The following is a 16,355-nucleotide window of genomic DNA, read 5'->3' as shown; positions in this document are numbered from 1 at the left end:
CCACCTTGGTGAGGCCTCATACATAGATGCAGCCGGCATTCGGGGATGAAAAAAGCGGTTGACGAAGGGGGCGAGTCCATACATAGGCTGGGATGCCAATCCCAACCTACAGCCGGCTTTCGCGCTTGAGCCGCAAATAACGCTCGATCAACGCGCTGGACAACTCCGCACACTCCACATCCAGCGTCATCACGCCGCGCCGATTGAGATCATCATGCACACGCTCGCGACCGGCCAGGTAATGCATGGCCGATGCACTGCGAATGGCACTTTCCAGGCTCTCGCTTGCATGGTGTGCAGCTTGCTCCACCGCTTGTTCGCGCAGACTCGCCACCAACACGAGATGACGCTGCGCCAGCAGCGTTACGGCCAAGGCCAGTTCACTGTCGTCTTCGTCACGAACGTTGGTGATCAGAATCACCAACGCGCGCCGACGTTGCCGCTCCTGCAATGCGCGCGCAGCAGCCAGGTAGTCGGTAGGTGCGGAGGTTGCCTGCAAGTCATAGCCGGTACCAAGCAGCAGATCCATGCCACCACTGTCGCGCTGAGGCGGCAGCCAGCGCTGCGTACGTCCCGTACAAGCCAGCAAGCCCACCGCATCACCTTCGCGCATGGCGATGTAAGCCAGCGACAGCGATGCATTCAACACGTGATCGAAGTGCGAGATCGCGCCATCCTTCGCCAGCATGCGGCGACCGCAATCGACCAGCAGCACGATCTGCTGGTTGCGCTCCTCGCGGTATTCGCGCGAGATGAAATGGCCCATGCGCGCTGTGGCTTTCCAGTCGATCTTGCGCATGCTGTCGCCGACGCGATAGTCGCGCAATTCCTGGAATTCGGTACCTTCGCCGCGTCGACGCTGCAGACGCGCGCCAAACGTATGCGAAGCCAGTTCAACGGTGAGGCCAGCCATTTTCGCCAACGGTGCAAAGTTGGGATACACGCGCACGGTGTTCACCACATCGAGCGCGCGGCGTTGCCTCCACAGGCGCCATGCGGAATGAAGGCGCAGATGGCAACCGACAAAGAGCGCGGGCCCGCGCTCGTCCGGCGTCAAGGCGTACTCGAAGGCGTAATCCGTCTCCGGCGCAAGTTGCAATCGATGCGGCAACCCGCGCATCGGCCAGCCACCGGGATGCAGGTCGTGCACTTCGACGGTACGTGGACTTTTTTCCGCCGATTGCATGCGCAACCGCACGAACATATCCAGCCCCAACGGCACTACAGGCGCCACTTCGCGCTGCAAGGCCGGTGAAGGTGCGCGTTGCAGCCGCCACGCGTCGATCAGCATCACGCACGCCAGCGCCGCACCGTAAGCCAGCCATGCAGCCAGCGGAATGATGCCTATGCTCGCCAGCACGCCCACCAGCGTCCAGCCGAGCAACAGCCACAGCAGCAGCGGACCCGGTCGCATCATTGCCGTGGTGCGGCCACCTTGTGCAGCAACGCGCGGATCACATCGTCCGGGCGCTGCCGTTCCACCAACGCCTCCGGCGCTAGCAACAAGCGATGACGCAAAGCAGGCAAGGCCACCGTGCGCACATCGTCCGGCGTCACAAAATCACGCCCATCGATCGCAGCATGCGCACGTGCCAGACGCGCCAGCGCAAGACCGCCACGCGGCCCTGCACCGCCCACCACCGCCGGCCATTCGCGCGTGGCTCGCGCAATGCGCACGGCGTAGTCGGTAACGGCCGGATCCATATGCATATGCGCAACACCTTGCTGCATCGCCTGCAATTCTTCGTGCGTCATCACCTGTTGCACGTGCGACACGTCGAGGTCGGCAGCAACCTTGCCGTTCAGCACGTTTTCCACCATGCGCTTTTCGTCATCCAGCGAGGGATAGTCGATCAGCACCTTGATCAGGAAACGATCGAGCTGCGCTTCGGGCAGTGGATACGTGCCTTCCTGTTCGATCGGATTTTGCGTGGCCACGACCATGAAAGGCGCCGGCAACGGAAAGCGTCGCCCTTCGATGGTGGCCTGCCCTTCCTGCATGGCTTCGAGCAAGGCCGCCTGCGTCTTGGCCGGCGCGCGGTTGATTTCGTCGGCCAGCAGCAGGTTCGCGAACACCGGGCCGCGACGAACCTGGAAACGCTCGGCTTTCACGTCGTAGATCGCGTGGCCGGTGACGTCGGTCGGCATCAAGTCTGGCGTGAACTGGATGCGCCCGAAGCTGCAATTCATCGCCGCCGCCAGCGCGCGCACCAAGAGCGTTTTGCCGAGCCCGGGAACGCCTTCGATCAGCACGTGGCCACCGGCCAGCAAAGCCATCAGCACCTGGTCGAACACTTCGGTCTGTCCGATGAAGGCGTGCGCTACTTGGTGTCGTAACGCGGCGGTGCGTGCATGGATGGTGTCGACCGACATCGGCGCCAGCGGCGCTGCGGGCGCAAGGGTTTCGGGTGTCGTCATAAGTGGCTCCTGAGCCGCGCCAGAGTGGTCATGCTGCCGCGGAACGCAGCGGCGTTCGCGGGTGAGCGGAAAGCGTGTTCGATAAGGGAAGCTTCAAGCCGGCTGCGTTGTGCCAGCCATGCATACAATTCGTCCTGCTTGAGCATCACGCTGGCTGGATCGCGGCGGTGCAGACGCGCAAGCACAGCCTCGCACGCCAGTTGATGCAGACTCCGGCCGCCATCACGGCGAAACAAGAATTCGCCGACCGCGTGGATGTGTTCCAGCAACGCACGTCGATGCGCGGACGGCGCCGGCACCAGCGGACCCAACCGCTCGCTGCGCATAAGCATCCAGCCGAGGATGAGCAGCAATGACGCGATCAACGCAGGCCAGCCGCGTACGAACAGATTGACCCAGAACGAGCTGCCGATCAGTTCGTACAACAAATAGACATGACCATGCCCGAAGTTCGGCGCCAGCAAGCGCAGCGCGAACTGCTGCTGCGGCTGTTTTTTCAGGCTGTTGTCGGCGAGGACACCCATGTTGCTCAGCATGCTGACGGTGCCATCGCCTTCGGACACGCGTGCGAAGACCAGGCCCTTGCCTGCGTTGTCGCCGATCATCACCTGAGCGTGCGCAAGCGCCTGCTTCTTTAAATGGAAGCCACTGCCGCACACAGGCATGCTTTCCTTTCCACCGCTAACCGAAAGCTCGACGCACGTCACTTTGCTTTCTTGATTGGCGAGCAAATCCAATTCATCCAGCAGAGGGATGTCCTGCTTGGCATAAGCGGTCGGCGAAAACACCAGATGGCCGCCCTCGCGAACCCATTCGGCAAGGTTCGCGGCGTCGTCGGGCTTGATGCTTCCGATGTCATCACCGATCACCACCGTATCGCCCGAATCCAGATCCGGAAGAATCTTGTTCAGCAGAACGCCACTGCTGGCGGGCTGCCCTATGTTCTTGAGTATGTTCTGCAGGGCAAAGAAACGGTTGTAATACGCTTCACCTGTGGAAGGTGTGGTTTCCGTACTCCAATCGCGCTTGAACGTGTTGAAAAACAGGGCACCACCCAACATCGCGATCGCGGCGATGATCACTGACACGACCACGATGCGCGTCTTCATGGCGCCACCTGCTGTGCAGGCCAGCCCGACAACAAAACATCGATGTCCGCGTCACCAGGGTAACGATCCGCGTACGCAGCGAGCTGCCAGGTACGCACGATGCGGATCAGCCGCTCGCGTCGCGCAGGATCATCCAGTGTGCGTGCATGCTGCAGCCAATCGGCTTCTGTCGCATCGATCGGTGGTTGTATGCGCAACGCGGTCGCCGCGCGCACCACGCTGCCACGATAGAGCAAGGCCAATGCTTCGCGCCGATGGCCTTCGCGCCATAGCTCACGCACGGCGGTGGGTAGGTCTTCCGGTAGCGGAATATCGTGCACGACGCTGCTACGCAATACCTTTGGTTTCTCGAAGCGCTCCATTGAAGGCATCGAGCCACGCAGGTGACGCACAGCGAACACGATCAAAGCCACTACAACGGTCGCCAGCAATCCCCAAAAAATCAGATTCAACAAGCCGGCACCCAGATTGCCAAATCCCGCAAGCCCAGCGAACCATGAAGGCGGTTTACCAGGCTCCTGATCCGCGGGGTGTTTCAGTACCCAGCGCAGCACCTTGTGTTCTTGCCCGAATCTTGGATCGCGGTAGACGTCAGCGGCTTTGCTGGCGAACAACGCGTCTTTGTCATTCACCGGCTGATGGAACACCTCGGCGATGTTCTGCGGCGGCACTTGCTTGTCATCAGCATGCTTGTCGGCGGCGTGCGCGATGGATGGTGCACCCATGACGCAGACCAGCAACACCATGGCAACGCCTGCTTCCACCAGACGCTGGCGCAGACGCCGGAAGGCGAGATCGATGTCCCACGCCTCCAATTGCGTACGGCGATTCAAATACAGCGCAAAGCCGGTGGCAACGTACAGCGGCTCCACGATGCTCATCGATACATACGTCACGCCCGACGCAATCCACACCAATGCATGCTTGAAGGCCGGGATGGTCAGCGCCTGCTTCACATCACGCATGGAATCGGGCAGCGTTTCGTTCGGTACCATCCAGATGGCGAAGATGCACAGGCTTAGCGCTATCGCCAGCTCGAACGCTATGCACGTCCAGGTCAGGCCGCTCGCTACACCCACCAATGGCCGGCTGAGTACGCGCCAGCGCGCCCGACGCTGCTTGGAATCCACTCCCTCCAGCACCTCCATCGGCAAACGCAACGAGCGGTTGGTATCCACGCGCAGATACGACAATGCGGCGAGCGTTCGCTTCCACGGCCACTTCCACTGCGCGCGCAACGTGGCACGCCATGTGGGTGTCTGCTCGAACACTGCACGCGACAGCACGTATAGCGGAATACGATCGAACAAAGGACGCAACCACCAAGGTAGCAGCAAACCCAACCAAGGCATGCCGAGCAACCACGCTGCGCCTTGGCAAGCAAGAAAAATAGGCAGCGTAAACACGAACCACGCCATCCACACCGGACGCGCATGCGCGCGCAGCATGGCCATGCCCAGATCCATCGCCTCCTGCGATGTGCGCGGACGCAACGCGACGCCGATGCGTTCAAGCTGCATAACGGCTCCCTGCTCCACCGCGAATCAGCCACCACAGCACCAGCACCCAGATGCCTGCGCCACTGCTGAACTTCACCACGTCAGGCAGCGCGGCGATTGACGACCAATACGCTTCGATGAAGGCCGCGGCTATCAACATCGCAAAAGCACCCATGGCGAGTCGCGCACCTGTCCACGCGGCATCACGCAGGGCGATCTCACGCCGCAACCGTCCTGGCGCCAGCAGGCTCAAGCCGAATTGCAGTCCCGCGCCACCGGCAATCACGATGGCGGTGAGTTCAAAGCCCGAATGCCCGACCACGAACCGCCAGAACGGTCCGCCGTAGCCGATGGCTTCCAGATGTCCCGCCACGCCGCCAAGAATCACACCATTGGCCGCCAGCACATAGATCGCACCCACGCCGAACGCCAAACCCGACGCAAAGGTGCGAAAAGCAATGCTGACGTTGTTCATGATGTAGAAGCCGAACATCTGCAGATCGGTGCCGCTGCTGCGGCCGATATGATTGTTGGCAGGGTCATACATCTTGTCGAAGTCAGCCAACTGCCGCGCAGTGAACAGCGAATGCGCCAACGTTGGCTTCCATAGCACTACGATGTAAGTCACGATGGCTGGCAAGTACAACAGCAAAGCCGCGACAAGCATGCAGCGCCATTGCTGGCGCACCAGGCGCGGAAAATCGGCCAACAGGAAGACCGCCACTTTGTGCCAACGCGGTGCCGGCGGGCGGTATAGCTGACGATGCCCCATCTGCACGATTTGCTGCAGGCGATCAGTCACTTCGCGGCTGTAACCACGCGCTTGCGCCAAGGACAGATGATGGCAAACGCGCCGATACGCATGCGGAAAATCCAGCATGCGTTCTGCACGCATCGCGGCTTGCGGCGCCCGATCGAGCTGCGCGAGCCACGATTGCAACGTGTCCCACTCTTTCGCATACGAGGCGACGAACTGCTCCTGCTTCATGGCCTTCCCAGCAATCCATTGGCGTAGGCGGTAAGTTGCTTGACGGCCGCGGTGCCTTCGCTTCCCGTCAGCGGATACAGAATGTCTGCAAGCTCTTCCTGCCGCTGCACCGTGAGCAACGGCGAGCGCTCGGCGAATTCGATCACCGCGGCCTGTTCGTCTTGATCGAGCGGCAAGGGGAGCGGTTGTGCCGGCACGATCGGCACTTTGCTTCCTGCCGGCAGATCGTTCGCATGCACCACCAAGGTACCGGCCACGATGTCGCCGACACGTCGCCCGGAAGGATCGATCATGCTGCAGATCAACCCGACCCCATAAATGCCTGGCAACCCATCAACCACGCGCAGCAGATTGCGCGTAATCGACGGAAGCAGCGTGATCGGTGTGCCGTCAGCGCTGACCACCCGCAGACCCAGCGCACGCTTGCCAAGCGTCTGGCCGTGGAACCACACCTCACACACCACGTTGTACGCCCACATGAGTGCGAACAGCAGCATCGAAGCCAGCCCCATGCCGCCGCGACCCAAGGCGCCGAAGATTCCCAACGCGGTAAAGAACACCGCCATGCGAACCACAAAATCGAGCAGCCAAGCCTGCGCACGGCCAAATGCACCGGCCGCGCGCAAACGCAGTGCGACGCCTTCCGGCGTTTCGATCTCGCGTACGGTGTCCAGCATCAGTCGACGATGACGATGGTGTCCGCGATGTAATCGTGGATGCAGCGCCTATCGCTACCGAAAATCACGAGCGCATCAGCAAGCCCCGCGAGGCCCCCGAGGAATGGAATCCACCGCACGACAAACAAGGGAAGCCAACGCAGGACGACGACGCGCCAAACCTCCACCGGCGTGCCGTCGGTGCGCACGAGCTTGGTGCCGACGGTGCGCTTGCCGATGGTCTGGCCGTTCTTGTTGAGCAGCATGAGATTGCAGGCAATCACCGCCACCACCAAGAGCGCGCTGACAGCCATGGCAGTCGAGCCTGTAAAGGGGAGTTTTTCCAGCATGGGCGCTACTTGGGAATGGTTGATTCCATGATGGCCGGCCCACCACATAGACAATGGCCAAGAACAAAGGCCCACGATGAAACTGTCTATGAAAGCCCCCCACCAGCGCTGCCATCGCGTGGCTTTACGAGCCTCCAGATCATCCCTGCCAAACGCAGGTGCGTCCTCGACAACCGCGCCGGGCGCGGCATACGGATTCGTTTCCATGGCTTGTTTTCCCTGTCTGAACACCGGCCCCCATGCCGGTGCGTGACTTGAGTATAGGAGCAAGTCATGACAGGTGTACAAGTGCTGCGCGGCGCCATCTGTTAGCCACGTAGGTTGGAGGGCAAGCCCCAACATGGCCATGCGATGTGGTACGAGATTTGGTGGGGTTCGCACCGAATGGCGCTATGCCCCTCTCCCCTCGGGAGAGGGGTTTGGGGTGAGGGTACGATCAGCGCGCGACTACAAAAAACTTGTGCAAGAAGTCGTTATCACGCTTCGCCCGAATCCTCACCCCCACTCTCGAAGGGAGACGGGTGCAGAGTCCGTTCAAGCCGTCCAGATCAGTTCTTCTTGACGCGCTTGGGCTTGAGCAGCGTGCCCGTGCACTTGGGCGAGCCACACAGGCAGGCCCACTTTTTCTTTAGACGTGCGGTATGCGGCACTTCCAGCACGATGCCGTAATCGTAAGTCAGTTCCTCGCCCGCCTTGATGTTGCGCTTGGCTTCGATGACAACCTTGTCCTTGCGCGGATCGCCTTTTTCATTTTCGATCACGAACGCCACGCAGTTGGGGGCGCAGCTGTGGTTGATCCAGCGTGCGACGTTGCCCTTGCGATTAGCGTCGAGGATGTACTCCTCGTTGAGCGTAAACAGGAAAGTGTGCCCGGTTTCGCCACCGTCGCCGTACATCTCGTCGGCATCCTCGTGGGTCATCAGCGTGCCCCGGTATTCAATGATTTCTTCACCCTTCTTGATGGGGGCGACGGCAAACACGCCATTGCCGTGGATGGGTGAGCGGCGAGCAACGATGCGACGGGACATGGATAACCGGAGTTGGATGGAAGGAAAGTGCAATCGCTAATGATGCCTGCTCTGTGTGACGTTGGGAACCGCACGAGAGCATGCGTACACGAAGAACTCGTAGCTCCCTCCCCTGCATAGGCAGGGGAGGGTGGGGGTGGGGTTGCGTGAGCTTGCAGCGAAGTTGAATTTCATCGCGAGGTTGCTTCACCCCATCACAACCCTTCCCCACTACACGTAGGTGAAGGGAGCACTCATAGCTCGCTATGACAAGCGGTACATCCCACCCTTCTCTTTTTGTATAACTCTTTTCGTTTCAAACGCTTCGCATGTTGCGCCGCCCCCTTTCACCCATCCCATTCCCTGCTATATTCAAACAATCGTTTGAGGTGCTTCCATGAAACGACTGCTCCACGGACTGGCTCTTGTCATGCTGGCTGTCTTGCTTACGGCCTGCGGGCCACAGCGGCAGAGCGTGTTCCCGCCTACCCTCACCATCCAGCAGATGCGCGTGCAGCCCAGCGGCGCCTGGCAACTCAGCCTGCGCATCCAGAACAACAGCTACACCGGCATGAATTACCAATCGATCGAAGGCCAATTGCAGATCGCGCAGGGCATCCCCGTGCGCGTGCATACGAAGTTCGATCTGGATATCCCCACGTTCGCCGGCGACGTGGTGCAAGTCGACGTACTGCCCACGCCGGAGATGAACCAGGCGCTCCAAGCCATTGCCGGCAAAGGCAGCGCCGGCTCCATGCCCTACACGCTCAACGGCACCGTGCATTGCATGCCCAATCTGGAAGACCACCCGGACAACAAGAATCCGCGCGATTTTCCGTTCACCAGCAATTCTTTCCTGTCGCCGGTTCCCGGCGTGCCCAACACCTATCGCTGACCCATTCGCACCACGAAGGATTTAGCCATGACGCTCTACAAGGCTCCGCTCGATGACCAGCGCTTTGCACTTTTCGACGTGCTCGGCGCAGAAGCCGTACTCACCAAGCTGCAAGGAGGTGACGGCCACACCCGCGACCTGCTCGACGCAGTGTTGGAAGAAGCCGGCCGCCTGAGCGAGCAAGTGCTGGCACCCACGAATGCCCCGGGCGACGAGGAAGGCTGTCATTTCGACAAGGCCACCCGCACCGTCACCACACCCAAAGGATTCAAGGAAGCCTTCAAGCAATTCGCCGAAGGCGGCTGGGCCGGTCTCACCATGGCGGAAGAGTTCGGCGGTCAGGCGCTGCCTTCGGTGCTGGGCATCGCCACTACCGAGCTGTTCCAGTCCGGCAACCTGTCGTGGAGTCTGTATCCGCTGTTGTCAGAAGGCGCGTGCCACGCGCTGGAACTGCACGGTACGGACGAACAGAAGCACACCTATCTCAAGCCGATCGTCGCCGGCCAATGGACCGGCACCATGTGCCTTACCGAACCGCAGGCCGGTTCGGATCTGGGCCTGTTGAAGACACGCGCCGAGCCCGGCGAAAACGGCAGCTACAAGATCACGGGCACCAAGATCTTCATCAGCGCCGGTGATCATGATCTGGCCGAGAACATCATCCACCTGGTGCTGGCACGCCTGCCCGACGCACCGGCCGGCAGCCGCGGCATCTCCATGTTCATCGTGTCGAAGTTCAAGGTGAAGGCCGACGGTTCACCGGGTGAACGCAACAACGTCTACGCCGGCGCCATCGAGCACAAGATGGGCATACGCGGCTCCGCCACCTGCGTGATGAATTTCGACGAGGCCGAAGGCTATCTGATCGGGCAGCCGCACAAAGGCCTGGCCGCGATGTTCACCATGATGAATGCCGCGCGTCTTTCGGTGGGCGTGCAAGGCTTGGCCCTGGCTGAACGCGCCCTGCAGAACAGCGACAATTACGCACGCGAACGTTTGCAATCGCGTTCGCTCTCCGGCGCAAAATTCCCGGACAAGCCGGCCGACAATTTGCTGGTGCAGCCGGACGTTCGCCGCATGCTGCTCACCCAGCGCGCCTTCGTGGAAGGCTCACGCATGCTGTTGTTGTATGCCGCGTTGCAGACCGACGTCGAAGCACGCGGCGCAGACGAAGCGCAGCAGCAAAAAGGCAGCGAGCTGCTCGCCTTTCTGATTCCCATTGCCAAGGGCCTGGTGACTGAACTGGCGCAGGAATGCACCAAGGAAGCGCTACAGGTGTACGGCGGTCATGGCTTCATCGTGGAAAATGGCGTGGAACAGTTCGTGCGTGATGCACGCATCATCACGCTGTACGAAGGCACCACCGGCATCCAAGCCGCCGATCTGCTCGGCCGCAAGATCCTCCAGTTGAAGGGCGTGGGCCTGCAGCATTTCCTCGCCGAGATCGGCACGTTCTGCAAGCAGCATGCGGCGGACGAAGCATTGAAGCCGTACATCGGTCCGTTGGGTGCCTTGGCGAAGGAATGGGGCGAGCTGACGTTGAAGCTGGCGCAGCGCATCCAGTCGAATCCCGAAGAACTCGGCGCCGCTGCCAACGATTACCTCTATTACAGCGGTTACATAACCCTTGCCTATTTCTGGGCGCGTGCAGTGGCGGCGCTGGGGCAAAGCACACAGCAGCCGGCATTCAAGCAAGCGAAGCGGGATACGGCGGCGTTCTATTTCGCACGTCTTTTGCCGCGTACGCATGTGCACAAGGCGGCGATTGAGGCGGGGATCGGCACGATTCCGGCGATTGCATAAAGCTACGTAAGCGATACACAAAACGCCCGGGTATTCCGGGCGTTTTTATTTTGATGGCGCGAAGTACACATGGCTTGCCGTGAAAATCATCACCCCTCATGGTCGTCATTCCCGCGCAAGCGGGAATCCATCTTCGCTTTTGTATCAGAGCAAAATGGATTCCCGCTTGCGCGGGAATGACGACCATGAGGGGTCGCGCGACGACCGACACGTACCCGCCCATCTCGATTAACGCTAGGCTACCCCGGCTTATCCAACGGGGAGTCACCATGAAGTCCAGCCGCACCGCTGTCGCGCTACGCAGCGCCAAACCCGCATTGCTCGCATTGCTGCTCAGCCTTAGCAGCGCCGCACTCGCCACGGATGACACGCCGAAACCGCAATACCCCGACTATCCCAGCGAAACGCCGGCCAATTTCAAACCGGTTGCCGACAGCTTCGATTACATCGAGCGCGACGTGAAGATCCCGATGCGCGATGGCGTAAAGCTCAACACGGTGATCCTTATTCCGAAAGGTGCGCACCGCGCCGGCATCGTGATGACACGCACGCCCTACGATGCAAAAGAACTTACCCATCACGTGATGAGCGGCCATCTCGGTCCGATGCTGCAAGGCTACGACAACGCCACCGATGTGATCGTGGAAGACGGCTATATCCGCGTGATCCAGGATATCCGCGGCAAATACGGTTCCGAAGGCGATTACGTAATGAACCGCCCGGTGCACGGCTCGCTCAATCCTACCCCGGTGGACGATGCCACCGACACGTACGACACCATCGACTGGCTGGTGAAAAACGTGCCGGAGTCGAACGGCAAGGTCGGCACCATCGGCATTTCCTATGATGGTTTCGAACCGCTGATGTCGCTGGTGAATCCGCATCCGGCCTTGAAGGTATCGGTGCCGATGAATCCGATGGTGGACGGCTGGATGGGTGACGACTGGTTTCACCACGGTGCGTTCCGTCAGCAGAACATGTCTTACATCTATGAGCAGACGGCCAGCCGCGATAACACGTACAAGTGGTGGAGCAGTTTCCACGACGAATACGACCTCTTCATGCACTACGTATCCGCCGGCGACATGGGTCACGCCTATGGCATGGAGCAGTTGGGCTTTTGGAACAAAGTGATTGCGCACCCAGCCTACGATTCGTTCTGGAGCGATCAGGCCATGGATAAGGTGCTCGGCGCACAGCCACTGAAGGTGCCGACGATGCTGGTGCACAGCTTGTGGGACCAGGAAGACATCTACGGCGACATCGCCGTGTATCGCGCCATCAAGCCGAAGGACAAGAGCGGCAACATGGTGAAGCTGGTGATGGGCCCGTGGCATCACGGCCAGGAAATCGACGAAGGCAGCTCGCTCGGCGCGATCCGCTTCGGCAGCGACACGGCCAAGTATTTCCGCGAGCACATCCTGCGTCCGTACCTGGCGCAATACCTGAAGGACGGCGCCCCGAAGGCGGACATTGCTCCGGTGACGGCGTATCAGACCGGCAGCAACCGGTGGGAACGCCTTGAGCATTGGCCGCTTGCTTGCGAAGAAGACTGCAGCACAAAGAGTCGCCCGCTGTATCTCCAGGCCGATCACAAACTCGGTTTCAGCGCACCGACCAGCGGCGATGCTTACGATGAATACATCTCCGATCCCGCGCATCCGGTGTCGTTCCGTGCGCGTCCGATCCAGCCGATCGGTTACGACAACGGCCTCACCTGGCCGCAGTGGCTGGTGGACGATCAGCGCGAAGCATCCGGCCGCACCGATGTGGTCACCTATGTGTCCGATGTGCTGACCCAACCGCTGACCATCAGCGGCTCCCCAGTGGTGCATCTGACCGCCTCGACCAGCGGCACGGATAGCGACTGGGTGGTGAAGCTGATCGACGTGTATCCCGATCAGGTGGCCGAGCAGCCCGAGATGGGCGGCTACCAACTTGCCGTTGCGATGGATATCTTCCGCGGCCGCTATCGCGAAGGCTATGACAACCCGAAAGCGCTGGCCGCCAATCAGCCACTCGCCTACCGCTTCGACCTGCCGACCGCGAACCACGTCTTCCTGCCCGGCCATCGGGTGATGGTGCAGGTGCAGTCGAGCTGGTTCCCACTGTACGACCGCAACCCGCAGACCTTCGTGCCAAACATCTTCTTCGCCAAGCCGGCGGATTATCAGAAGGCGACGCAGCGGGTTTATCACTCGGGGGATCAGGCAAGTTACATCGCGCTGCCGGTGATTGGTGGTTGAGTAAAGCACCACTCCCTCTCCCCTCCGGGGAGAGGGCTGGGGTGAGGGGCCAACCTCGCCAAAATGTGCACAACTGCCACGAACGCAGCGCTTCCCATTTCCTCAGCACACAAAGCTGTTCCGCAAGATTGTCCCCTCACCCTAACCCTCTCCCCAAAGGGGAGAGGGAACTGTATTTCGTGAGTCGCAGCCCACCAGGCTCTTCCACCCACAACCCCGTTGGGTGTAGAACCGGCCTACGCGTTCCTATCGACCGGCCGGCGCATGAGCGACACCCATTTTCTGATTCGTCTGGCCGAGGATGACGATGACTTTATCCTCGGTCTGGTTCCGCGTTTCGTGGATTTCTCCCTGCCCGCTTGGCGCAAGCGGCACGAATGCATCGAAGGTATCCGCAAGGACCTCAGTCGCCATCTGGACGACCAGCCTTCGAACAGCTATGTCTTCGTCGCCGAGAACGACGACGGCGATCGCGTGGGATTCATCCATCTGCAGAAAACGCAGGATTTCTTCACCGGCCGGGCCAATTGCCACATCTCCGACCTTGCTGTCGTGCCGCGCCACGAAGGTCAGGGCGTCGGCAAGGCGCTGATCGAACATGCCATGGAGTGGGCGCGGGAGCATCAGTGCCAGCTAGTGACGCTGGCGGTATTCCCCGGCAATGAACGTGCAAAGGCGCTGTACGAAGCGGCGGGATTCAATCTCGATCTACTGCGGATGGCCAAGCCGGTGCATTGATTCACCACCCATCCCTTCCGCAGCTTATGTAGGTTGGCGTGCAAACCCCAACCCACGAAAGCAGCGGATCGATGCATGCCTTATGTCACTGTCCCCAGCGTCCGAGATACGCTGTGCTGACAGCTCGAACATCATGGGGCAAACCATGCAAGGGGAAGATGCCGGACTTTCGATGACGCGCCGCGATCTGCTGCGCCTGATCGGGCTCAGCGCAGGCGGCGCGGCGATGTACGCGGCCATGAATCGCCTGGGCTTTGCGGCCCCATCGCCTTACCAGGGCACGCCCGCACTGCAAGGTGCACCGCGCGGCACTTCCGTGCTGATTCTCGGCGCGGGACTGGCTGGCATGGTGGCAGCGTACGAACTGCGGGCAGCCGGTTACAAAGTGCAGGTGCTGGAATACAACCAGCGCGCCGGCGGCCGTAACTGGACGTTGCGCGGCGGCGACACCTACACCGAACTCGGCGGCTTTACGCAGCATTGCCAGTTCGATCGCGGCCTCTACATCAATCCCGGCCCATGGCGTATCCCTTATCACCATCGCGGCCTGCTCGATTACTGCAAGAAGCTTGACATACCGCTCGAGCCGTTCGTGCAGGTCAATTACAACGCCTACCTGCATAGGGCCAATGCGTTCGGCGGCAAGCCACAGCGCTATCGCACCATCAACGCCGATTACCGCGGGCACATCGCCGAACTGCTGGCGAAGGCAACGCAGCAAAGCAAGCTCGATGCTCAAGTGAGCAAAGACGATCAAGCCCTGCTGCTCGACTCGTTGCGCCAATGGGGTGCGCTCGACAAGAACTATGCCTATGCCGCTGGACCCGCCACCAGCAACCGCCGTGGTTACGCAAAATCGCCGGGCGGTGGTTTGACCGCGAAACCGCTGGATTCACAGCCGTTGCAACTGCACGACGTGCTCACCTCACGCCTGTGGTCGGGCCTCACCGACGGGGAAATGATCGAATTCCAAACCACGCTGTTTCAGCCGGTGGGCGGCATGGGGCGTATCGGCGAAGCCTTCGGAAAACGGCTGAAAGAAGTGATCCGCTACAACGCCAAAGTCACCGCCATTCACCAGGACGATCACGGCGTAACCGTCAGCTACGAGGACACACGCCATCCAGGCCGCGCACAAACGGCGCATGCGGATTGGTGCATCTGCACGATTCCGCTTTCGATCCTGAGCCAGATTCCGATGAACGTCGGCGCACCGATGACCGAGGCGATCGGCGCCGTGCCTTACGCTGCTTCGGTAAAAATCGGCCTGCAATTCAAGCGGCGTTTCTGGGAAGAAGACGAAGACATCTACGGCGGCATCACCACCACCGATCTCCCGATCAGCACCATCAGCTACCCAAGCGCGGACTTCAACAGCAAGGGCAAGGGCGTGCTGCTCGGCGGGTACGCCTACGGCCTCGATGCTTACCAGTTCACCGCGTTAACACCTGAAGAACGCGTGCGCAAAGCCGTGGAATACGGCAGTCAGATCCATCCGCAATACAAGCAGGAATTCGAAAGCGGCGTTGCCGTGGCGTGGCATCGCTCACCGTCCACGCTGGGCTGCTTTGCGACATGGACCGATGAACTGCGCGACAAACATTATGAAAACCTTTGCCAGATTGACGGGCGCATCGCGCTGGCCGGCGAACATGCTTCGTATCTGCCGGCGTGGCAAGAAGGCGCAGTAACATCGGCGTTGGATGTGATCACACGCATCCATCAGCGCGTCGTAGCGGGAGGCGTTGCATGAAACGGTTGTCCGCAATCGCGATACTCTTTCTTGCCTGCACGAAGCTCGCCGCAGCGCAGACCTCCGACAACGCGTTCTACACCTACGCATCGCTCACCCATGCCAACGGTGAAGCGATCTTTCACGCCATTTGCCAGGGTTGCCACATGCCCGATGCCAAGGGCGCTATCGGAGCGGGAACCTATCCGGCTTTGACGGGCAATTCGAAATTGGCCTCGCCGCAATACATGGCCGCAGTGATTCTATTCGGCCGGCACGACATGCCCTCGTTCGTGTCGAAACCCTCGGATCACAAGAATTTCTTTGAGGATGCGAAGCTGAGCGACGCGCAGATCGCCGATGTGATCAATTACGTGCGCACGCATTTCGGCAATCACTACACCAACAGCATTACGGCTGCGGAAGTTACCGCTATGCATCCACAAACTGCGGCAGCGAAACAACCGTAGGCCGGGGTGTAACCCCCAACATCGCCATCCATACGAACATGATGATGTTGGGGTTTGCGCTCCAACCTATGCGATCAATGACTGCGCCCGTCAAACTGCACGCGTTTCAAATTAGCAATATCCACATTTTCCAGGCAGCGCACATTCACTGCAGCCATTGCCTTGCCATCGGGCCCCGTACCAAAGCACAGCGGCGCGCATCCGCACGTCGGGCAGAAGTGATGCTGGATGACATGTTTGTTGAAGGTATAAACCGACATGTCCGACTCAGGCGTATGCAACGTGAACTGCTCGCGCGGTACGAACCACAGCAGAAAACCCTTTCGGCTGCAGTGCGAACAATTGCACTCCATCGCTTGCGTCAATTCGCCTTGCACATCGAACGCGATACGCCCGCAGTGACAACTGCCGTGGTAATTCATAAAAGCTCCTTGCTGTTGACCG

15 protein-coding genes are annotated in these 16,355 nt (G+C 60.3%); 6 read left to right on the top strand and 9 right to left on the bottom strand.

Features of this window, described 5'->3' with window-relative positions; genetic code table 11:
* Positions 1-106: 106 nt before the first annotated feature.
* The 8 genes from QQJ86_RS11125 to QQJ86_RS11090 all read right to left on the bottom strand — a co-directional run bounded on the left by QQJ86_RS11125 (position 107) and on the right by QQJ86_RS11090 (position 8,048).
* Positions 107-1,414: a DUF58 domain-containing protein gene (locus tag QQJ86_RS11125; RefSeq protein WP_284321015.1), complete on the bottom strand. Its 1,308-nt coding sequence runs from the start codon at positions 1,412-1,414 to the stop codon at positions 107-109.
* Positions 1,414-2,373, bottom strand: coding sequence for an AAA family ATPase (locus tag QQJ86_RS11120; RefSeq protein ID WP_284321014.1), 960 nt, complete (start codon positions 2,371-2,373; stop codon positions 1,414-1,416). The genes QQJ86_RS11125 and QQJ86_RS11120 overlap by 1 nt, the downstream gene beginning before the upstream one ends.
* Positions 2,374-2,414: 41 nt before the next feature.
* The gene (locus QQJ86_RS11115; RefSeq protein WP_284321002.1) at positions 2,415-3,527 is read right to left on the bottom strand and encodes a DUF4350 domain-containing protein; all 1,113 of its coding nucleotides are present in this window, start codon (positions 3,525-3,527) and stop codon (positions 2,415-2,417) included.
* Complete coding sequence (locus QQJ86_RS11110) at positions 3,524-5,047, bottom strand: DUF4129 domain-containing protein (protein ID WP_284321001.1); 1,524 nt, start codon at positions 5,045-5,047, stop codon at positions 3,524-3,526. Before QQJ86_RS11110 ends, QQJ86_RS11115 begins: the two co-directional genes overlap by 4 nt.
* A complete protein-coding gene (locus QQJ86_RS11105) occupies positions 5,037-6,014 on the bottom strand; it encodes a stage II sporulation protein M (RefSeq protein WP_284321000.1) in 978 nt (325 codons plus the stop codon). The genes QQJ86_RS11110 and QQJ86_RS11105 overlap by 11 nt, the downstream gene beginning before the upstream one ends.
* Complete coding sequence (locus tag QQJ86_RS11100; RefSeq protein ID WP_284320999.1) at positions 6,011-6,691, bottom strand: RDD family protein; 681 nt, start codon at positions 6,689-6,691, stop codon at positions 6,011-6,013. The genes QQJ86_RS11105 and QQJ86_RS11100 overlap by 4 nt, the downstream gene beginning before the upstream one ends.
* Positions 6,691-7,227, bottom strand: a complete 537-nt coding sequence (locus QQJ86_RS11095) for an RDD family protein (protein ID WP_284320998.1) — start codon at positions 7,225-7,227, stop codon at positions 6,691-6,693. Before QQJ86_RS11095 ends, QQJ86_RS11100 begins: the two co-directional genes overlap by 1 nt.
* A gap of 341 nt (positions 7,228-7,568) precedes the next feature.
* Positions 7,569-8,048 (bottom strand): SET domain-containing protein, encoded by a 480-nt coding sequence (locus tag QQJ86_RS11090; RefSeq protein ID WP_284320997.1) that lies wholly within the window; start codon positions 8,046-8,048, stop codon positions 7,569-7,571.
* Positions 8,049-8,424: 376 nt separating this feature from the next.
* On the opposite strand from QQJ86_RS11090, the gene QQJ86_RS11085 reads away from it, so the two are divergent.
* The 6 genes from QQJ86_RS11085 to QQJ86_RS11060 all read left to right on the top strand — a co-directional run bounded on the left by QQJ86_RS11085 (position 8,425) and on the right by QQJ86_RS11060 (position 15,911).
* The gene (locus QQJ86_RS11085) at positions 8,425-8,922 is read left to right on the top strand and encodes a hypothetical protein (protein WP_284320996.1); all 498 of its coding nucleotides are present in this window, start codon (positions 8,425-8,427) and stop codon (positions 8,920-8,922) included.
* A gap of 27 nt (positions 8,923-8,949) precedes the next feature.
* The gene (locus QQJ86_RS11080) at positions 8,950-10,725 is read left to right on the top strand and encodes an acyl-CoA dehydrogenase C-terminal domain-containing protein (RefSeq protein ID WP_284320995.1); all 1,776 of its coding nucleotides are present in this window, start codon (positions 8,950-8,952) and stop codon (positions 10,723-10,725) included.
* 269 nt (positions 10,726-10,994) lie between these two features.
* Positions 10,995-12,971 carry a CocE/NonD family hydrolase gene (locus QQJ86_RS11075; RefSeq protein WP_284320994.1) on the top strand — a complete coding sequence of 659 codons (1,977 nt, stop codon included), beginning with the start codon at positions 10,995-10,997 and terminating at the stop codon, positions 12,969-12,971.
* 264 nt (positions 12,972-13,235) lie between these two features.
* Positions 13,236-13,709, top strand: coding sequence for a GNAT family N-acetyltransferase (locus QQJ86_RS11070; protein ID WP_284320993.1), 474 nt, complete (start codon positions 13,236-13,238; stop codon positions 13,707-13,709).
* Between the two features lie 145 nt (positions 13,710-13,854).
* Positions 13,855-15,462: a flavin monoamine oxidase family protein gene (locus QQJ86_RS11065; RefSeq protein ID WP_284320992.1), complete on the top strand. Its 1,608-nt coding sequence runs from the start codon at positions 13,855-13,857 to the stop codon at positions 15,460-15,462.
* Positions 15,459-15,911, top strand: coding sequence for a c-type cytochrome (locus QQJ86_RS11060; RefSeq protein ID WP_284320991.1), 453 nt, complete (start codon positions 15,459-15,461; stop codon positions 15,909-15,911). The genes QQJ86_RS11065 and QQJ86_RS11060 overlap by 4 nt, the downstream gene beginning before the upstream one ends.
* Before the next feature lie 74 nt (positions 15,912-15,985).
* On the opposite strand, the gene QQJ86_RS11055 is transcribed toward QQJ86_RS11060, so the two are convergent.
* Complete coding sequence (locus tag QQJ86_RS11055) at positions 15,986-16,333, bottom strand: GFA family protein (RefSeq protein ID WP_284321013.1); 348 nt, start codon at positions 16,331-16,333, stop codon at positions 15,986-15,988.
* Between the last annotated feature and the right edge of the window lie 22 nt (positions 16,334-16,355).

Origin of the sequence: Dyella acidisoli, assembly GCF_030160295.1 — a bacterium.
In the GTDB taxonomy this organism is placed as follows: Bacteria; Pseudomonadota; Gammaproteobacteria; order Xanthomonadales; family Rhodanobacteraceae; genus Dyella_B; species Dyella_B acidisoli.
Note: the sequence above shows the minus strand (reverse complement) of the source record. Positions and strands in the feature narration are given on the sequence as shown.

Excerpts from the sequence above, each read along its gene's own strand:
- QQJ86_RS11125 (WP_284321015.1), bottom strand. The coding sequence starts at position 1,414 with ATGCGACCGGGTCCGCTGCTGCTGTGGCTGTTGCTCGGCTGGACGCTG.
- QQJ86_RS11120 (WP_284321014.1), bottom strand. The coding sequence starts at position 2,373 with ATGTCGGTCGACACCATCCATGCACGCACCGCCGCGTTACGACACCAA.
- QQJ86_RS11115 (WP_284321002.1), bottom strand. The coding sequence starts at position 3,527 with ATGAAGACGCGCATCGTGGTCGTGTCAGTGATCATCGCCGCGATCGCG.
- QQJ86_RS11110 (WP_284321001.1), bottom strand. The coding sequence starts at position 5,047 with ATGCAGCTTGAACGCATCGGCGTCGCGTTGCGTCCGCGCACATCGCAG.
- QQJ86_RS11105 (WP_284321000.1), bottom strand. The coding sequence starts at position 6,014 with ATGAAGCAGGAGCAGTTCGTCGCCTCGTATGCGAAAGAGTGGGACACG.
- QQJ86_RS11100 (WP_284320999.1), bottom strand. The coding sequence starts at position 6,691 with ATGCTGGACACCGTACGCGAGATCGAAACGCCGGAAGGCGTCGCACTG.
- QQJ86_RS11095 (WP_284320998.1), bottom strand. The coding sequence starts at position 7,227 with ATGGAAACGAATCCGTATGCCGCGCCCGGCGCGGTTGTCGAGGACGCA.
- QQJ86_RS11090 (WP_284320997.1), bottom strand. The coding sequence starts at position 8,048 with ATGTCCCGTCGCATCGTTGCTCGCCGCTCACCCATCCACGGCAATGGC.
- QQJ86_RS11085 (WP_284320996.1), top strand. The coding sequence starts at position 8,425 with ATGAAACGACTGCTCCACGGACTGGCTCTTGTCATGCTGGCTGTCTTG.
- QQJ86_RS11080 (WP_284320995.1), top strand. The coding sequence starts at position 8,950 with ATGACGCTCTACAAGGCTCCGCTCGATGACCAGCGCTTTGCACTTTTC.
- QQJ86_RS11075 (WP_284320994.1), top strand. The coding sequence starts at position 10,995 with ATGAAGTCCAGCCGCACCGCTGTCGCGCTACGCAGCGCCAAACCCGCA.
- QQJ86_RS11070 (WP_284320993.1), top strand. The coding sequence starts at position 13,236 with ATGAGCGACACCCATTTTCTGATTCGTCTGGCCGAGGATGACGATGAC.
- QQJ86_RS11065 (WP_284320992.1), top strand. The coding sequence starts at position 13,855 with ATGCAAGGGGAAGATGCCGGACTTTCGATGACGCGCCGCGATCTGCTG.
- QQJ86_RS11060 (WP_284320991.1), top strand. The coding sequence starts at position 15,459 with ATGAAACGGTTGTCCGCAATCGCGATACTCTTTCTTGCCTGCACGAAG.
- QQJ86_RS11055 (WP_284321013.1), bottom strand. The coding sequence starts at position 16,333 with ATGAATTACCACGGCAGTTGTCACTGCGGGCGTATCGCGTTCGATGTG.